At 65.6% G+C, this 17,202-nt stretch carries 17 protein-coding genes; 15 read left to right on the forward strand and 2 right to left on the reverse strand.

Features of this window, described 5'->3' with window-relative positions:
- Positions 1–190: 190 nt before the first annotated feature.
- The gene (locus tag QQZ18_RS06155; protein ID WP_284539142.1) at positions 191–1,669 is read left to right on the forward strand and encodes a terminase; all 1,479 of its coding nucleotides are present in this window, start codon (positions 191–193) and stop codon (positions 1,667–1,669) included.
- Positions 1,670–2,014: 345 nt separating this feature from the next.
- Here the strand turns inward: QQZ18_RS06155 and QQZ18_RS06160 are convergent, their stop codons facing one another.
- Positions 2,015–2,740, reverse strand: coding sequence for a hypothetical protein (locus QQZ18_RS06160; protein ID WP_284539144.1), 726 nt, complete (start codon positions 2,738–2,740; stop codon positions 2,015–2,017).
- Between the two features lie 248 nt (positions 2,741–2,988).
- Between QQZ18_RS06160 and QQZ18_RS06165 the strand changes: the two genes are divergently transcribed.
- The 10 genes from QQZ18_RS06165 to QQZ18_RS06210 all read left to right on the forward strand — a co-directional run bounded on the left by QQZ18_RS06165 (position 2,989) and on the right by QQZ18_RS06210 (position 12,764).
- On the forward strand, positions 2,989–3,939 hold the full coding sequence (locus QQZ18_RS06165; protein ID WP_284539146.1) for a LysR family transcriptional regulator: 951 nt from the start codon (positions 2,989–2,991) through the stop codon (positions 3,937–3,939).
- Between the two features lie 191 nt (positions 3,940–4,130).
- Positions 4,131–5,312, forward strand: a complete 1,182-nt coding sequence (locus QQZ18_RS06170) for a MalY/PatB family protein (protein ID WP_284539148.1) — start codon at positions 4,131–4,133, stop codon at positions 5,310–5,312.
- 76 nt (positions 5,313–5,388) lie between these two features.
- A complete protein-coding gene (locus tag QQZ18_RS06175) occupies positions 5,389–6,759 on the forward strand; it encodes an APC family permease (protein ID WP_284539150.1) in 1,371 nt (456 codons plus the stop codon).
- A 665-nt stretch (positions 6,760–7,424) separates the two neighbouring features.
- Positions 7,425–7,628 (forward strand): hypothetical protein, encoded by a 204-nt coding sequence (locus QQZ18_RS06180; RefSeq protein WP_284539152.1) that lies wholly within the window; start codon positions 7,425–7,427, stop codon positions 7,626–7,628.
- On the forward strand, positions 7,628–9,325 hold the full coding sequence (locus tag QQZ18_RS06185; RefSeq protein ID WP_284539154.1) for a portal protein: 1,698 nt from the start codon (positions 7,628–7,630) through the stop codon (positions 9,323–9,325). Before QQZ18_RS06180 ends, QQZ18_RS06185 begins: the two co-directional genes overlap by 1 nt.
- Positions 9,326–9,835: 510 nt before the next feature.
- Positions 9,836–10,207 (forward strand): Bbp19 family protein, encoded by a 372-nt coding sequence (locus QQZ18_RS06190; protein ID WP_284539156.1) that lies wholly within the window; start codon positions 9,836–9,838, stop codon positions 10,205–10,207.
- Complete coding sequence (locus QQZ18_RS06195; protein WP_284539158.1) at positions 10,191–10,919, forward strand: hypothetical protein; 729 nt, start codon at positions 10,191–10,193, stop codon at positions 10,917–10,919. Before QQZ18_RS06190 ends, QQZ18_RS06195 begins: the two co-directional genes overlap by 17 nt.
- Positions 10,920–10,926: 7 nt before the next feature.
- Entirely contained in the window at positions 10,927–11,976 is a 1,050-nt protein-coding gene (locus QQZ18_RS06200; RefSeq protein ID WP_284539160.1) for a major capsid protein, read from the forward strand.
- A 66-nt stretch (positions 11,977–12,042) separates the two neighbouring features.
- Positions 12,043–12,465, forward strand: a complete 423-nt coding sequence (locus QQZ18_RS06205; protein WP_284539161.1) for a Bbp16 family capsid cement protein — start codon at positions 12,043–12,045, stop codon at positions 12,463–12,465.
- The gene (locus QQZ18_RS06210; RefSeq protein ID WP_284539164.1) at positions 12,465–12,764 is read left to right on the forward strand and encodes a hypothetical protein; all 300 of its coding nucleotides are present in this window, start codon (positions 12,465–12,467) and stop codon (positions 12,762–12,764) included. The genes QQZ18_RS06205 and QQZ18_RS06210 overlap by 1 nt, the downstream gene beginning before the upstream one ends.
- Positions 12,765–13,106: 342 nt before the next feature.
- Here the strand turns inward: QQZ18_RS06210 and QQZ18_RS06215 are convergent, their stop codons facing one another.
- Positions 13,107–13,397, reverse strand: coding sequence for a GIY-YIG nuclease family protein (locus QQZ18_RS06215; protein ID WP_284539166.1), 291 nt, complete (start codon positions 13,395–13,397; stop codon positions 13,107–13,109).
- Between the two features lie 695 nt (positions 13,398–14,092).
- Between QQZ18_RS06215 and QQZ18_RS06220 the strand changes: the two genes are divergently transcribed.
- The 4 genes from QQZ18_RS06220 (at position 14,093) to QQZ18_RS06235 (ending at position 16,979) form a co-directional block, all read left to right on the forward strand.
- Complete coding sequence (locus QQZ18_RS06220; protein ID WP_284539168.1) at positions 14,093–14,614, forward strand: transglutaminase-like cysteine peptidase; 522 nt, start codon at positions 14,093–14,095, stop codon at positions 14,612–14,614.
- Between the two features lie 203 nt (positions 14,615–14,817).
- Positions 14,818–15,624: a hypothetical protein gene (locus QQZ18_RS06225; RefSeq protein ID WP_284539170.1), complete on the forward strand. Its 807-nt coding sequence runs from the start codon at positions 14,818–14,820 to the stop codon at positions 15,622–15,624.
- Positions 15,625–15,778: 154 nt separating this feature from the next.
- Entirely contained in the window at positions 15,779–16,147 is a 369-nt protein-coding gene (locus tag QQZ18_RS06230; protein ID WP_284539172.1) for a YybH family protein, read from the forward strand.
- A gap of 313 nt (positions 16,148–16,460) precedes the next feature.
- Positions 16,461–16,979, forward strand: a complete 519-nt coding sequence (locus QQZ18_RS06235) for a GNAT family N-acetyltransferase (protein WP_284539174.1) — start codon at positions 16,461–16,463, stop codon at positions 16,977–16,979.
- The last annotated feature ends 223 nt before the right edge of the window (positions 16,980–17,202 follow it).

Below are 17,202 nucleotides of genomic sequence, written 5' to 3' on the forward strand. Positions count from 1 at the left end.
AGCGAAATCGATCGCATCATGGACCAATACAACGACTGCCCACGAAAGATCCTTGGCTACAGCACCCCGGCCGAGGTATTCAAAGACTTCCTCACTGTTGCGCTTCAAACGTGAATCCATCCTCTGCCTTCGCAGAGGATGACAGTTTACTTATAGAAGCCAATATGTTGTCGCGCTTGAGGGTGTTCCCATGACCTCCCGTTCCGATCCCAATGAGGACCTCATTCGGCTTGCGGCCGAGTGCCGGTATGACCCCGACCGCTGGTCGATCGCCGCCTATGACTGGGGCGAGGGGGATCTCGCCGCCCACTCTGGTCCCCGCGCGTGGCAGCGGGAGATCAACCGGGAGATACGGGATCATCTGGCCGATCCCGCCAAGCGCTTCACGCCGCTCCGCATCGCCGTCGCCTCCGGCCATGGCATCGGCAAGTCGGCCGAGATGGGGATGCTGTCCAACTGGGCGATGTCGTGCTGGGCCGATTGCAAGATCGTGGTCACCGCCAACACGCGCTCTCAGATGCAGACCAAGACGGCGCCGGAGGTGGGCCTCTGGTTCCGCCGCGCCGTCACCGCCCACTGGTTCGACACGCAGGCGCAATCGATCCGCAGCCGCGACCCCAAGCGGGGCGACAGCTGGCGGCTCGATTTCGTCACCTGGTCGGCCGAGAACACCGAGGCCTTCGCCGGGCTGCACAACCAGGGCCGCATCATCCTGCTGCTGTTCGACGAGGCCTCGGCCATCGCCGACAAGGTGTGGGAGGTGGCCGAGGGCGCGCTGACCGACGAGGGCACGGTGATCGTCTGGGTGGCCTTCGGCAACCCGACGCGCAACGCCGGCCGCTTCCGCGAGTGCTTCCGCCGCTATCGCCACCGCTGGATCACCCGCCACATCGACAGCCGCTCCGTCGAGGGCACCAACAAGGCCTATCTGCAATCGATCGTCGACGATGCCGGCGGCGAGGACAGCGACGTGGCGAAATACCGCGTGCGCGGCGAGTTCCCCAGCCAAAGCCCGATGCAGTTCATCGGCGAGGCCGACGTGGAAGCGGCGCGGGCGCGGCACCTCCGGCCCGAGCAGTATCGCTTCGCGCCCAAGATCATCGGCGTCGATCCGGCGTGGACCGGCGTCGACACGGTGGAGATCGTGCTGCGCCAGGGGCTGATGGTGAAGAGCCTTGCCAGCCTGCCGCGCAACGACAACGACGTGGAGGTGGCCAACCTGATCGCCCGGCTGGAGGACGAGGAGGGGGCCGACGCCGTGTTCGTCGACGCCGGCTATGGCACCGGCATCGTTTCCGCCGGGCGGACGATGGGGCGGGCCTGGCGGCTGGTCTGGTTCGCCGGCAAGCCCACCGACCCCGGCTACCTCAACAAGCGGGCGGAGATGTGGGGCACGCTGAAGCGCTGGCTGAAGGACGGCGGTGCGCTCGACCCCGACGACCGCATGCTGTCATCCGACCTGATCGGCCCGGAAACCGTGCCCCGCCTCGACGGCAAGATCCAGCTGGAAAGCAAGGCCGACATGAAGGCGCGCGGCATTCCGTCGCCGAACCGGGCGGATGCCGTGGCGCTGACCTTTGCCGAGCCGGTGGTGAAGCGCGGGGCGGGGGTGGGCGGGGGTGCGCGGCGGGCGGCGGAGGAGAGGTACGATCCGCATGGGGGGCTGTGAGAGGTTCAGGCCAGTTCTTGTCAGTCATGGATCGCGCTGGCTTGGTTCTTGGAGCGCTATATCTGCCGGGGAGCTTTGTTCTGCCTGAGGTCCTCGCCTTCGCAAGGATGACAGCATTATATATAGCTTTTATAATCGGTTAGGTGGGTTCGTCTCTCCATCGTGCCGTGATTTTGCGATGCTTGTCGCGCATGCCGCTTCGAGCGGTCACCTCGCGTACTCCAGTTATCTCCCGCTCATATCAAATTGTCATCCTTGCGAAGGCGAGGACCTCAGGACGGTGGAGCGAGGGGGGGCATATCAGGCTGCCTTTGTTCGGCAAGCCCGATATGGGCAGTTCGCCGATCACGCCGCCCCAGTCCCCTCCGGCGGCGTGTCTAGGGCGATGTTCTCGCTGCGGGCGTAGCAGACGCAGACCACTACGTTGACGTAGGTGAGCAGCGCCAGGCCGACGAGGGCCATCAGGTAGCCGCAGGCGATGCCGAAGAGGTCGAGGCCGCCGTCGGGCGTCACCAGCATCGGCAGCAGCCCGAAGGCGGCGAGGTGGGCGATGATGATGAGGAGCCAGATCAGAACGGCGGCGACCAGCGCCAGCACCAGACGCCAGTAGACGGTGTGCAGCGACATCCCGCCCCGGATGAGCGCCCGGTGCAAGCCGGCGCCCTTGCCCATGATGCCCGCGGGAATCCAGCTGCCGAGCAGGGTGACGATCAGCGGCAGGGCCAGCGCCAGCAGGCCGGCGACCATCAGCAGTTCGGCCAGCGGCGGATACATGCCGAAGATCATCAGCACCGTGGTGCGGTAGGTGGCGTAAAGCGTGACCGACGTGACGAGGACGGCGATCAGCACCACCTTGAAGCCGGCGGCCATCGCGCCGGGCGCGGTGAAGCCGGCGGCGCTGCTGAGCGGCATGCCCCGAAGCAGCAGAAACGGCAGGCCGGTGGAGAGATAGAGGCAGGCGACGATCTCGCCGATATGGCCGGGGCCGGCCCACAGCTTGAGGCCGGCGACCACCTCTCCGCCGACGATCAGGAGCGCCAGCAGAAGATAGAGAGCAGAATGATCGCGCATGATGCGCGCCGATCTCGCCAGCATGGTTCACCCCCTCGACCGTCCAAGCCGTGCCTACCGCAAACGCTTCGCAAGCGCCACCGGCAATGGCGGCGGGCGGGAGGGGCGGGGATATCGAGTGCGCTTCGCTTTGCCCGGGCCCCGCCCCCGCCGGGTAGCCGAGGGGTGGTCTGGACGCTTTTCCTGGCCTGTGCCACATACTCGCACCAGTTTTGCGGCCATGGTCTTGGGGTGGGGGAGCCGTTCGCATGAGGAATCTGGCTTCGCTGTCGCAGCTGATGGTGTTTGCGCGCATTGCCGAGACCGGGTCGCTTTCGGCGGCGGCGCGGGAGTTGAACGTCACGCCGTCGGCGGTGTCCAAGAGCCTGACGCAGCTCGAGGAGCGGCTGGGCATTCTGCTGATCCGGCGGACGACGCGCAGCATGATGCTGACCGAGGGCGGGCGGGCGCTGATGCAGCACACGGCCACCATTCTCGACAGCCTGGACGAGGCGCTGAACGAAACCTCGCAGTTCCGCAGCTATCCGGCCGGCCCGCTGCTGCTCACCAGTTCGGTGGCCTTCGGCTGCGCGCAGCTGTCGTCGATCCTCGGTCGCTTCATCGAGGCGTCGCCGCAGGTTCAAGTGAACATCTCGCTCGACGACCGCTGCGTCGATCTCGCCGAGGAGAACTATGACGTCGCCCTGCGCATCACCGCGTCGACCGTCTGGAGCCATGCCTCGCGCAAGCTGGCGCCGATCCACTGGGTCTACTGCGCCGCCCCCGGCTATCTCGAGCGCCACGGCCGCATCGAGTCGCCCGACGATCTCGCCAGCCATCGCTGCCTCGTCTATCCGGCCATGACGCTCGACGGCGCCTGGACCTTCCAGCGCGGCAACGAGGTGCGGCACGTCAAGGTCGAGGGCTGCATGATCTCCAACTCCAGCCTCGCCCTCCTGGCGGCGACGCGGGAGCAGCACGGCGTCGCCTGCCTGCCGACCTATGTGGTGGCCAACAACATCCTCTCGGGCGACCTGGAGGTGGTGCTGCCCGACTACCGTTCGGCGATCACCCACACGCTCTACGCCATGTATTTCCGCTCGAAATACACCAACCCGACCATTCGCGGCTTCATCGACTTCATCGTCGACGACCTCGGCTCGATCCCGCCCTGGGATGCCGCCCTGCGCGCCCACCTGCCGTTCCTGGTCGACGAATAGTCGCCGAACCGGACGGACGGCCGCCCCCCCTTCCACGATCGCGACAGCGTCCCAACCTGCCCCCAAGCCGGGGCGGGCCGTTCCATTTTTGAAAATTACTCACAAGTGTTTTGAAATTTTACCATTTTATTTATATTATTCAACACGTTAGCTTCAAATTTAACACGTGTTTCGCTTCAGGAGAGGATAGCATGGCTTTTGATTTCGATACGGTCATCGACCGCCGTCATTCGGACTCGGCGAAATGGGCCTTTCCGGAAAGTTGCCTGAGCGCCGACGAGGCCGCCGCCGACCCGCTGCCGATGTGGGTCGCCGACATGGATTTCAGGGCGCCGCAGCCGGTGATCGACGCGCTGAAGGCTGCCGCCGACCGGGGCATGTTCGGCTATCCCGGCGTCACCAAGAGCTATCTCGACGCCGTGGTCGGCTGGCAGCGCAAGCGGTTCGGCTGGGACGTGCCGACGGAGTGGGTGCTGCAGACGCCCGGCGTGGTCACCGCGCTCAACACCGTCATCCAGGCGCTGTCGCGCCCCGGCGACTCGGTGCTGGTGCAGACGCCGGTCTACGTCCACTTCCACCAGGACACGCTGAACAACGGCCGGCAGGTGGTCTATGCGCCGCTGACGGTGGACGGCGACCGCTACAGGTTCGACGCCAAGGTGTTCGAGGCGGCCATCCAGCCGAACACCAAGCTGTTCATCCTGTGCAACCCGCAGAACCCGACGGGCACGGTGTGGTCGGAGGACGACCTCCGGCAGATGGGGGAGATCTGCGCCCGCCGCAACGTGCTGGTGGTGTCGGACGAAATCCATGAGGACCTCGTCTTCAACCGGTCGATGAAGCACATCCCCTTCGGCTCGCTGGGTCCGACGTTCGCCGACAACAGCATCGTCTGCACGGCGCCGAGCAAGACTTTCAACATCCCCGGTCTGCAGTGCTCGAACATCATCGTCGCCAACCCGGAGATCCGCGCCGAGCTGGGTCGCCAGCTGACGCGCAACGGCCTGCATTTCATCAACAACCTCGGCATGGTGGCCGGCGAGGCCGCCTACCGCCACGGCGAGCCCTGGCTCGAGGCGCTGCTCGACTACCTGAAGGGCAACCAGGAGCACTTCGCCAAGGAGATCGCCAAGTCGCTGCCGCAGCTGAAGGTGTTCAAGGCCGACGGGCTCTATCTCGCCTGGATGGACTGCCGCGCCCTCGGCATGGACCCCGAGGCGCTGGAGAAATTCATGCTGACCAAGGCGCGGGTGTGGTTCGACAAGGGCCAGAAGTTCGGCCCCGAGGGCCACGGCTTCATGCGCGTCAACCTCGGCTGCCCGCGCGCCACGGTCGACGAGTGCCTCAGCCGCCTGAAGCGCGCGCTGGGCTGATCCACACTCAAAAACAACGAGGACCGGGGGCTTCCGCAGGAGGGGGGCCTCCGGCGGCATACCGGGAGGAAACGACATGGCTGTGAGCAAGATCACACGAAACACGGATAGTCTGAAAAAAGAACTCAGCTTGCCGATGGTGTTCTGCGTGGCGTTGAAGCAGGTCATCGGCGGCGGGGTGATCGCCCTGACGGGCGTCGCCATCGGCCTGACGGGCGCCGGCGTGCCGCTCGCCTACACGCTGGCGGCCTTGACCTCGATCATGGCGGGCATTCCCTTCGCCATCATGAGCTCGGCCATGCCGGTCACCGGCGGCACCTACACCTGGCCGACCCGGCTGCTGTCGCCGGTGGCGGGCTTCCTGACCCTGTGGTTCTTCTTCCTGACCAACGTGGCGCTGTCGCTCTATGCCATCACGGCCGCCGACTACATCTCGGTGTTCTACGAGCATTTCCCGGCCTGGCTCCAGCTGCCGAAGCCGCTCCTGGCCTTCTTCATCCTGACGCTGTTCTACCTGCTCAACCTCTCCGGCTCCAAGTCGACCGCCAAGGTGGGCATGGTGCTGACGCTGATCATGGCCAGCGCCATCCTGCTGTTCATCGTCACCGGCGCGCCGGAAATCCAGGCGACCAACTTCAGCGAACTGTTGCCCAACGGCTTCAACGGGTTGATCAGCGCCGCCGGCATCCTGCTGTTCACCACGGGCGGCGCGGCCATGGTGGGCGAACTCGGCGGCGAGATGAAGAACCCGGGGCGCGACATCCCCATCGCCATCATCGGCGCCACCGGCCTTGCCGCCGTCGCCTACGTTCTCGCCAGCTCGGTGGCGGCCGGCGTGCTGCCCATCCCCGACGTCGCCAACAAGCCGCTGACGCTGGTGGCCGAGCACGTGATGTCGCGCGGGCAGTTCCTCTACTTCTCCATCGGCGCCGGCATCGTCAGCGTTCTCGGCATCATCAACGCCCAGATGCTGTGGGGCAGCAAGAGCCTGCTCGTCGCCTGCGACGACAACTGGCTGCCGCGCAAGCTGGCCAGCGTCAACAAGCGCTTCGGCACGCCGCACTACCTGCTGACGCTGCTCTACCTGATCGGCATCCTGCCCATCGCCCTCAGCCTGTCGGTGAAGGAGATCTCCATCGCCGCCGGCATCACCGGCGTCGTCGCCCAGATCGTCGTCATCGTCTGCTGCTTCATGCTGTACCGGAACCACAAGGGCATCTACGACAACGCCACCTTCAAGGTCCGCTCGAAGCCGCTGCTGATGACCATCATCGCCATCGCCTTCCTGCTCAACTGCTTCCTGGTGATCATGATGTTCATCAACGAGGCCAGCGCGATGACGGCGATGCTGATCTGCGGCTGGATGGTGGTCGGCGTGATCATTTCCGTGATCCGCCGCAAGGGCATCCTGGAAAACACCATCGAAAGCGCGGCGGTCGGCTCGTAACGCCTGCCTGCCGGATCGCGAAGAGGAAACCAAGGGGGCGCGAGCCCCCTTGTCGCGTTCGGGGGGCAGGCTTCTGCGATCGCGTGCGGATCGTCGTATGCTGAGTTCAGGCCGCGTTGCGGATCTGGATATCCACCTTGAGGCCAAGGGCGGTCAGCATGTTGATCAGGCTGTCCAGGCTGAACATGCCGATCTTGCCCCTCGGCGCAATGCGTGTCTCCCTGACGCCCTCGGTTTGGGGAGCGCGATATCGGCCGCTCGCTCCATCCTGCCCGAGGTCCTCGCCTTCGCAAGGATGACAGCATTATATATAGGGATGACAATCGGTTAGGTGGGTGGCTTTATCATCGCGCTGTCATCCGCAACGCTTGCCGCTCATGCGACATCAAGCTGTATGCCGCGCACTCCAGCTATTTCCCCTTTATATCAAGTTGTCATCCTTGCGAAGGCGAGGACCTCGGGCAGGATGGAGCGCAACGCCGATATCGTGCTCCAAAAGCCGGCCTGATCCTCCGTGCTCCACTGCCCCTTGATCCTTTCGCGATAGCGCTTGCATCGGCGCGATTGGGTCGCGCTCCGAACTCCAAAATCCCCGCCAACCGCAGTCCGGAAACCTCACCCGCCGTATGGACGAGAGGTACGATCCTTACGCGGGGCGATGATCCATGTGCCTTTCCAAGTCCACTCCCAAGGTGGAGCAATACAAGACCTCGGCGCAGTCCCAGGAGCCGGATAACGGCGCCATTCAGACGGCGGCGGCGCGGCGGGCGACCGACAAGCTGAGGTCCGGCGCCTCCACCATCCTCACCGGTGCCAACGGCGTGTTGCGAGATGCGACCACCCAGAAATCCGTACTCCTGGGGGTGTGATGGAAGCGCGCGCCAATGAAACGCAGGTCCAGTATCACCGCCGCCGGGCCGAGGAGCTGAAGCGGGTTCGCCAGCCGTGGGAATCCACCTGGAGCGGCCTTGCCGATTTCGTGGCGCCGCACCGGCTGCGCCTGGAAGCGACCGACGAGCGGGCGATCTCTCGCAAGCGCATTCTCGACCCCTCCGGCACCTTCGCCTGGCGGACGCTGGCGTCCGGCATGCACTCGGGGCTGACGTCGCCGGCCCGGCCGTGGTTCCGCTTTGCCACCACCGACCCCGAGCTTCGCGAGTGGGGCCCGGTGAAGCTGTGGGTGGACGAAGTGGAGGCGATCGAGCGGCGGATGTTCCAGCGCTCCAACGTCTACCCGGCCTTCCACGAGGGCTATGGCGACATCGGCCTGTTCGGCCAGTCCTGCGGCATCCTGATCGAGGGCAGCGACGACCCGCTGCACATGATCCAGCTGCTGCACGGCCGCTTCTGGATCGCCAGGGACGCCGAGGGCCGGGCGACGACGCTCTACCGCATGCTCCGCTGGTCGGTGGAGAAGATCGTGCGCCGGTTCGGCCTCGACACCATCTCCACCTCGATCCGCTCGGCCTATGACGCCGGCCGCTACGACCAGACCTTCGACATCTGGCACGCCATCGAGCCGCGCGTCGGCCGCGACCCGCAGAAGATCGACAAGCGCAACAAGCCGTTCCTCTCCAACTACTGGGAGGCCAACGGCAACAGCAACGATGGCCTGCTCGAGGAAAGCGGCTTCGACAGCAACCCGATCATCTGCCCGCCGTGGCTCGTCTGCGGCGACGACACCTATGCGCAGTCGCCCGGCATGGACGCCATCGGCGACGTGAAGACGCTGCAGGCCATGGTGCGCGACAAGCTGGAGGTGATCGCCAAGCTGGCGCGGCCGCCGCTTCAGGGGCCGACGTCGCTGAACGGCAACCCGATGTCGCTGCTGCCCGGCGCCATCACCTTCGTCGACGATCCGACGGGGAAGGGCCTCAGGCCGGTGATGGAGGCGAGTCCGCAGATCGGGCCGCTGCTCCAGGACATCGCCGAGACGCGGCAGCGCATCAACTCCGGTTTCTACGCCGACCTGTTTCTGATGCTGGCCAACATGGAGGGCATCCAGCCGCGCAACCAGTTCGAGATCGCCGAGCGCAAGGAAGAGAAGCTGCTGGCGCTCGGTCCGGTGCTGGAGAACATCTACAACAACCAGCTGGAACCCTGCGTCGACCGGGCCTTCGAGATCGGCCTCAAGCGCAACCTGTTCCCGCCGCCGCCGCGCGAGATCCAGAACCAGCGGCTGGCGGTGGAGTACATCTCGACGCTGGCCCAGGCCCAGAAGGCGGTGGCCACCGGCGCGGTGGAGCGGCTCGTCGGCTTCGCCAGCCAGTGGGCGGCGATGAAGCCCGACATCCTCGACAAGCTCGACGCCGACCAGTCGATCGACGTCTACGCCGACATGATCGGCGCCCCGGCGGCGATCGTGGTGCCCGACGACAAGGTGCAGGAAGCGCGTGAGGCGCGGGCGCAACAGCAGCAGCAGGCGCAGATGGCCGAGATGGCGAAGACGGTTGCGCCGGCCATTTCCGCCGGGGCGGATGCGGTGCGGGCGGGCAAGGACGCGGGGATCGATCCGGCGGCGGCGCAGCAGCTGATGGCGCAGTTGGGGATTGGTGGGGGAGGCTGATATTGGCCGCAGCGTCTTCTCGTCCTGAGGTCCACCTTGCATTCGCACGCGAATGCAAGCGGCCTTCGCGGGGATGATGAGCTATCTCTTTGTTTTCATTTATATAAAACTGTCATCCTGCGCGCAGGCGCAGGACCTCAGGCAGAATGAGGCAAGGGGTTGATATAGGGCGCTGCGCGAAGGCAACGATGATGGGTGAGGGAATAGGAGTTTGATAGTGGCCGCAGCGTCTTCTCGTCCTGAGGTCCTCGCCTTCGCAAGGATGACGAGATTGATAGTTGCGGGCGCCTACCTATCCGACGGCTCGATAGTTGGGGCTCCATCTATCCGATAGCTTGATAGTTGCGGGCTCCACCTATCCGCTTGTTCCTAAATATCAATCTCCTGTCATCCTTGCGAAAGCGAGGACCTCGGGCCGAATGGGGCTAGGGGCTCATATCAGGCGAGCTTCAACGGCGCGGACGCCGGATCGCGTGAACCAGTTTCTCCAATCAAATCAATAGGTGATCGATGCTCGATGAGTTCGAAGCGCGTGAGGCGCGGGATGTTGAGGCGCGGAAACACGCTGCCGAGGAGGAGGCCGATCTGCGGGAGGCTTTCCGGCTGATGATGGACACGGCCGAGGGCAAGCGGGTGGTGTTCTGGCTGCTGGGCCGGGCCGGGCTCTACGCCAATGCCTTCGATGCCGGCAGCGAGGCGGCCGAGCGCTATCGCCTGGGGCGGCAATCCCTCGGCCTCGAAATCCTGCAGAAGCTCGATCTGGTGGATGCGCGGCTCTACCCGCGCCTGCTCTTGGAGCGCGGCGAGGCGCGGGAACTGGAACGGGCCGCCCGGGATGCCGGCGGCAAGGCGCGTGAAGATGGGGATGATCAATATGCTTGAGCGATGGATTGTTGGTGCGGCGGTGTTCGCGCCTGAAGGCGACGGCATGGGCGGCGATGCCGGCGCGGCGCCGGAGAGTTTGATGTTCCCGAGCGAGGCGGCGCCGTCCGAGGCTGGGGGCGACGACGCCGGCTCGGCGCCGGACCATGACGGCGGGCGCAATCCGCCAGAAGCCAAGGACCGAGCCAAGGACGGCGCCAAGGACGAGACCGACGCCCCCGACCCGGCCGACGAAATTCCGGAAGACGGCCGCTACGACTTCAACCTGCCCGAGGGCATGGCGATCGACGAGAAGCTGGCCGAGGCGATGTCGCCGGTGCTGAAAGACATCGGCCTGACGCGCGGCCAGGCGCAGGTGCTGGCCGGTGCGCTCGCCGCCCATCGTCAGGCGGAGGCTGCCCATGGCGCCCACGAGTGGGCCGACATCCAGACCGGATGGGTCAACTCGGCCCGCAAGGATGCCGAGATCGGCGGCGCCCGCTGGGATGCCTCGGTGGCCACCGCGCAGGGGGCGCTCGCCCGCTTCGGCACGCCGGGGCTCCGCACGTTTCTCACCGAAAGTGGCGGCGGAAACCACCCGGAAGTTATCCGGTTCATGGCGCGCGTCGGAAGCGCGATCGCCGAAGACCGGCCGGAGAGCGGCGGGGCAGGGGCAGGACGCCCCCGAGAGGCCGCCCACCTGCTGTTTCCGAGCGACAAGCCCAAGGGGTAAATGACACATGGCCACCGTTGGCACCTACTACCCGAACCTGATCGACGCGCAGAAGCAGAGCGCCGAGGGCACGGTTCTCGAAATCCTGTCGCAGCAGAATCCGGTGCTGGACGACGCGATGGTCACCGTCTGCAACCAGCAGGCCATCCATCGCCACATGATCCGCACCGGCCTGCCGTCCGTCGCCTGGGGGCGCCTCTACAAGGGCGTGCCGCAGTCGAAGGCCACCGTGCAGCAGGTGGACGACACCACCGGCTTCCTGGAAGCGCGCTCGGAGATCGACGTGCGCCTGCTGGCGCTCGCGAAAGACGCCGCCAAGCAGCGCCTCGTCGACAGCGCGCCGTTCCTCGAGGCGATGAACCAGGAGATGGCGACCGGCATCTTCTACCACGACGTCGCCACCACGCCGGAGAAGTTCAAGGGCCTCGCCGCCCGCTACAACGCCTATTACGACGGCCCGAACGCCACCAAGCCCAACGTCGCCGCCGGACAGGTGATCGACGGCGGCGGCCGCGGCGCCGACAACACCTCGATCTGGTTCGTCACCTGGGGCGACCATGCGACCTCGCTCCTGACGCCCGAGGGCATCCCCACCGGCGTTCAGGTGCAGGACAAGGGCGAGGAGGTGACGCTGGATGCCGCCGGCAACAAGTTCTACGTCAAGTCGACGCTGTTCTCCTGGCATGTCGGTATGTTCGTGAAGGACTGGCGCTACAACGCCCGCATCGCCAACATCGACGTGTCCGACATGATGGCGGGCTCGGTGGACATCTGGAAGCTGCTGCGTGAGGCCTACTATCGCCTGCAGTCGCGCCGGCTGAATGCCACGTCGAGCCGCATCGCCATCTACATGAACCGCGACGTGCTGGAAGTGCTGGACGCCCAGTCGTCCGACCGGTCGCTCACGACCAACGCCGGCAGCTACAACTACAACGCCCCGGGCCTCAAGCGCGACAGCGTCGAGGGCAAGGAAGTGCTGACCTATCGCGGCATTCCGATCCGGGAAACCGATGCTCTCCTGAACACCGAGGCCGCGTTGCCGGCGTATGCGGGCTAACCGCCGAGTTCCGAAAGTGCCCGCTCCGGCGGGCGCCCTTCTCCCCGCTTTTTCAAGGACATCCAAATGATCCTGGACACTCAGGCGCTGTTCTCGGACGCTCAGCCCGTCACGGCGACGGTCGCCTCCACCAACACCATCGACTTCGGCCCGATCTCGCCGGCCACCCGCAATTTCGACGTCGGCAAGGGCGACGACGTGGCGCTGCTGGTGCAGGTGGTGGAGGACTTCAACAACCTCACCTCGCTGCAGATCGACCTGGAGCTCGACAGCACCCCCACCTTCACGCCCGACCGCGTCATCCCGCTCGCCACCGTGCCGCTCGCCCAGCTGAAGGCCGGCTCGCAGATCGCCCGCGACGGCCTGCCGCGCGGCCTGACCCTGCAGTACGGCCGCCTCAAGTACACGGTGTCGGGCACGGCGCCGACCACGGGCAAGATCACCGCCGGCGTGGTGGCCGGCGTGCAGTCCAACGGAGTGGCGATCTGATGCGCGTCACCGCCGTCCGCAAGGGCTACTTCGGCGGCAAGATCCGCGACGCCGGGGAGGCCTTCGACCTTCCCGACGCGCTGATGCGGGACGGGCTGAAGCCGTCGTGGGTGGAAGCGGAGGGGGAGACGCCCGCGCCGCTTCCTCCGGATGGCGAGGGCGAGGCGGTCTCGGCCCCGCGCAAGCGCGGGAGGAAACCGAAGGCGACAAGCGCGCCGGACGCCCCCGAAGGCAACGGCCTGACGGAAGCCCTCGGCGGCCCCCCGCCGGATTGGCTGCCGGGAGATCTTGGCGACTGAGAGAAGGCGAATGAGACAGGCGGGCTCCGGCCCGCCTGAGCTTTTTTTGGGGGGGAGCGCTATATCGGCGTACCGCCCCTTTCTGCCTGAGGTCCTCGCCTTCGCAAGGATGACAATTTATATAAACGATACAATCGGTTAGGTGGTCGTAAGAGTTCCTAACGGCCTCACCGCCCCATGTGGAACACGCCGACCTGCGAGAGTAGGCGAAAACATCTATCCAGTTGTTCCATATATATAAATTGTCATCCTTGCGAAGGCGAGGACCTCGGGCAGAACGGAGCGATCGGCCGATATAGATCTCCCACGAACTCCACCAACGCCAATATAGATCTCCCCCCTTCACCCCATGATCGTCTCGAAGAGATCCTCCCAACTTGGGTTCATCTCCTCGATCGCCTTGATCTTCCACTCGCGTTTCCAGTGCTTCACCTGTTTCTCGCGCGCGATGGCGTCAACGATCTCGTCGTAGTCCTCGTACCAGACCAGCCGCGTGCAGTTGTAGCTGTCGGTGAACCCACGATAGACGTGAGTGCGATGCTCCCAGATGCGCCCCTCCAGATCGGAGGTGACGCCGACGTAGAGCACGCCCTGCGGCTTGTTGGTGACGATGTAGACCCAGCCCGGATTCATGGGGCGAGCTTTGCGGAAATGCGAGGGGTGTGCAAGGGAGACCTATATAGGCCGCTCGCCTCTTTCGGCCTGAGGTACACCTTGAATTCGCTCGCGAATTCAAGCGGCCTTCGCAAGGATGACAATTTATATATATGTAACAATCGGATAGCGGCGTGCCTGAACCTCTAAGCGCCATGCTCCTCATCGTGGCGGTGATCGCGTTTGGGGGCTTCGCGCAACGCTCATCCCACTGACACCTCTATATAAATCTGTCATCCTTGCGAAGGCGAGGACCTCAGGCAGGAAGGGGTGGTACGCTGATATCGGGCACCCCTTGGACGCCCATTCAGCGCGCACCGCGCGATCCACCCCGTTCACCCACCACCTGTACTTACTTCTCCCATACCCGCCAAAGTATATCCGCCAAATCCCGTGCGCCGGTGCAACACCTCCCAGCGAAGTCGAGACATATGACCATCTCTGCGCCTCAAGCTTCGCCGTTTAACGAAGCGTTAACCAATCTAGACGGCTAACTGGGGGCAGGACGCAAGGAAGCGCTCGCGGGATTACATGCCCGGAGAAGACCAGGACCATCACGGGGCGGCACACGTAGTGCGCCGGATTCGGTTTCATCCCGATAGTTGGGGAGGCCGCGATGCGTCAAGTCTACTCACCAAGTCCACATTTGCACTGGCTTGTCCGCGGGGTGTTTCTTGACCTCTGTTCTCGCTCTTCTCGCCGGACTCTACGCGGCCCAGGCTGCAGGCCCGAACGGCTTCTACGACATGTGCGCCGTCTCGGCGGACGAGTGCCGTCCGGTGGCGGCGACGCGCAGCCTCGACCTGGCCGAGGTCGAGCGGATCAACCGCGCGGTGAATGGCGAGATCCGCCCCGAGGTGGAGCCGGCGGGCGTCGACGTCTGGCGGATCGGGCCGAGGAACGGCGACTGCGACGACTACGTGATGACCAAGCGCCACCGGCTGATCGCCGCCGGGCTCGGCAGCGCCGAGGCGCGGGTTGCCGTGGGGGTGGCCAAGGGGCAGCTCCACGCCGTGCTGGTGGTGCACCTCGGGCCCGAGTTCTACGTGCTCGACAACCTGACCGACGAGATGCTGCCGGTAGAGCGGTCGGCCGTGCGCATTCTCACCGTGCAGTCGCCGGCCAACCCGCGCGACTGGCAGACGGCGCCGGGCAGCACGAGCGGCGCCGGGCAGGCGGTGGCGGCGGGGCGCTAGAGCGCTGTTCGATCTGATTGAATCAGATCGGCGCTCCAAGCTCTTGTTCGTGAAGCATCATCTTTTCGATCCTCGTTTCACTCCGGTCGGATGATGCTCTAGCGGCGCTCTAGCGGCGCCGGAACGGCGAAAACCCGCCCGCCCCTAGTGTGTCTTCCGAAAGCGCCGGACGAGCGATCCGGCCGTTGTTCAGGAGACACGACATGCAGTCCATCGCCGAAACCTACATGGGCGCGCGCGGGGCGCTGCCGTTCGAGGATCTGGCGCAGTCCGGCGCGGTGACCGGCGCCATCACCGCCAGCGGCCAATCGGTGACCGTGCCGATCGGCGCCTACAACGGCGCGGTGTTCGCCTGGTGGGGCACGTTCTCGGGCGTCACCCTCGCCTTCGAGGCCGCCTACGAGCCGAGCCTTGCCACCTGGGTGGCCGTTTCGGCGCTCTCCTCCTCCGGCGGCGGGCCGACCACCAGCGCCAGCAACCTCTCCTCGGCCAACGCCTTCGAGGTCTACGCCCCCGGCGCGCTGGCCGTCCGCGTGCGCGCCACCGCGTTCACGGCCGGGCCGATGAACGTGCGCGCCATCCCCGTCGCCATGATGCAGGACATCGCGCCGGCCGTCGTCGGCGGCTCGCTGACCGTCACCGCCCAGACCTCCGGCGGCTCGGGCGGCATCGCCTCGGTCAATCGGCTGGCGTCGGCCGCGGCGTCGGTGAACGCCACGGTGGCCAAGGCCTCGGCCGGCCGGGTCTACAAGATCCACGGCTACAACGCGGCGACCAGCGTCCGCTTCCTCAAGCTCTACAACAAGGCGTCAGCGCCGACGGTGGGCACCGACGCGCCGGTGGTCGCCATCCCCCTGGCGCCGTCGAAGGAGTTCGACGTCGACCTCGGGCTGCTCGGCCAGTATTTCTCCACCGGCATCGCCTATGCGCTGACCACCGGCGCCGCCGACGCCGACACCGGCGCCCTGACGGCGGCCGACGTGGTGGGGCTGGCGATCTGGCTGGCCTGAGGGCCATTGCCGGCGGCGTCGAAGCGTCTGGAGCTTTTCCGGTGAAAAGCTCCATCTTCCTTTCAAGACGCAGCTTCGGACGCAAGACCGTGTCCACTTTTGCCGAACTGCTCTACTCTGTGGCGGCGCCCATAGCCCGCCACAGGAGAGCCGCGTGCAGCCGCAAGAGCACCTGAAACTCTACGAAGCCAGTCTCGCGCGGCAATGCTTCGACGAGGTCGCCCCGCTGCTGTCGGCGGAGGCGGTGTTCTGGTTCACCGACGGCAGCCATCGCGGCATCGACGCCATCCGGGCCGCCTTCGAGGACACCTGGCGCCGGCTCAGGAACGAGACCTACTGGCTGGAGGACGTCGATTGGATCGCCGTAGGCGACACGGCGGCCAGTTGCACCTACCGCTTCCGCTGGACGGCCGAGATCGACGGGACGCCCTGCGCCGGCGAGGGGCGCGGCACCACCGTGTTGCGCAAGGAGGAGGGGCAGTGGAAGATCGTCCACGAGCACCTCAGCCGCTTTCCGAAGTAGCCTGACCCGAAACTCTACTGGGCCGGGCATCTAGCTTCGATTTCTGCGCTTCCGGTGCTCACGAACCCCTGGGCATTGGCGGTTCACCGCCAATGCCCTACCTCTTGCTCAACGCAACTCCGGACGCAAAACCGGTTTCCACTTTTGCTGGAGTTGCTCCATGTTCGCTCCGCTCCGGTTCTCGAAATCATCGCCATCTGCCTCGCCCCAGCGAATTTCGAGTCAGGCTCTATGTAGCCGGGGGCGCTTGACTGGCCCCGCCCTGAAGGGTGATGGGGCTTCGCCTTTGCCGGACCTGATGGGAGCCGCCGGAATGGACCTTCGCTACGGCCTCGCCGGCCCTGCTGACGCCGCCAACCTCGCCGCCCTCTCCATCGAGGTCTGGCTCCACACCTATGCGCGGGACGGCATCCGCCAGGCCTTCTCGGACTACGTGCTGCGCGAGTTCACGGCCGAGCGGTTCGCCGCGCACATCGCCGATCCGCGACAGGCCATCGTGACCTGCCGGCGCGGCCCGTATCTCCTCGGCTATCTCCGGCTGGATTTCGACGCCGCCTGCCCGACGGTGCCGGGCCTCACGGGCGAGATCGCCACGCTCTACGTCCGCTCGCGCCACGCCCGGCAAGGCATCGGCACCGGCCTCATCGCCCAGGCGTCCGATCTCTGCCGGCAGCGCGGGCTCGAGCGCGTCTGGCTCGCCGTCAACCACGAGAACACCCCGGCCCTCCGCTTCTACGAAGCCCAAGGCTTCCGCCGCCACGGCTCGCGCGACTTCGAGCTGGAGGGGGAGCGGCACGAGAACTTCATTCTGGTGAGGGGGGAGGAGGAGTGAGAGACGGTCTGATGGCCAAGAACCCAAAGTCTGGATTGTCGGCTTTTGCTCACACCGCCTAAATGCTTGAAGGAGCATGGGAGGGAAGCGTGGCGGAGGAAGGTGACAAGAACAGGAACGACCAGCGTCTTTTGCGCAAGACGAAATTTAAAGGAACAGATCACCTCCAGTATATCTGGGCGCTGCAATGCGACGCCCCGAGTGTGGGCATGTGTACGGCGCC

This window comes from Pleomorphomonas sp. T1.2MG-36 (genome assembly GCF_950100655.1).
GTDB lineage: Bacteria > Pseudomonadota > Alphaproteobacteria > Rhizobiales > Pleomorphomonadaceae > Pleomorphomonas.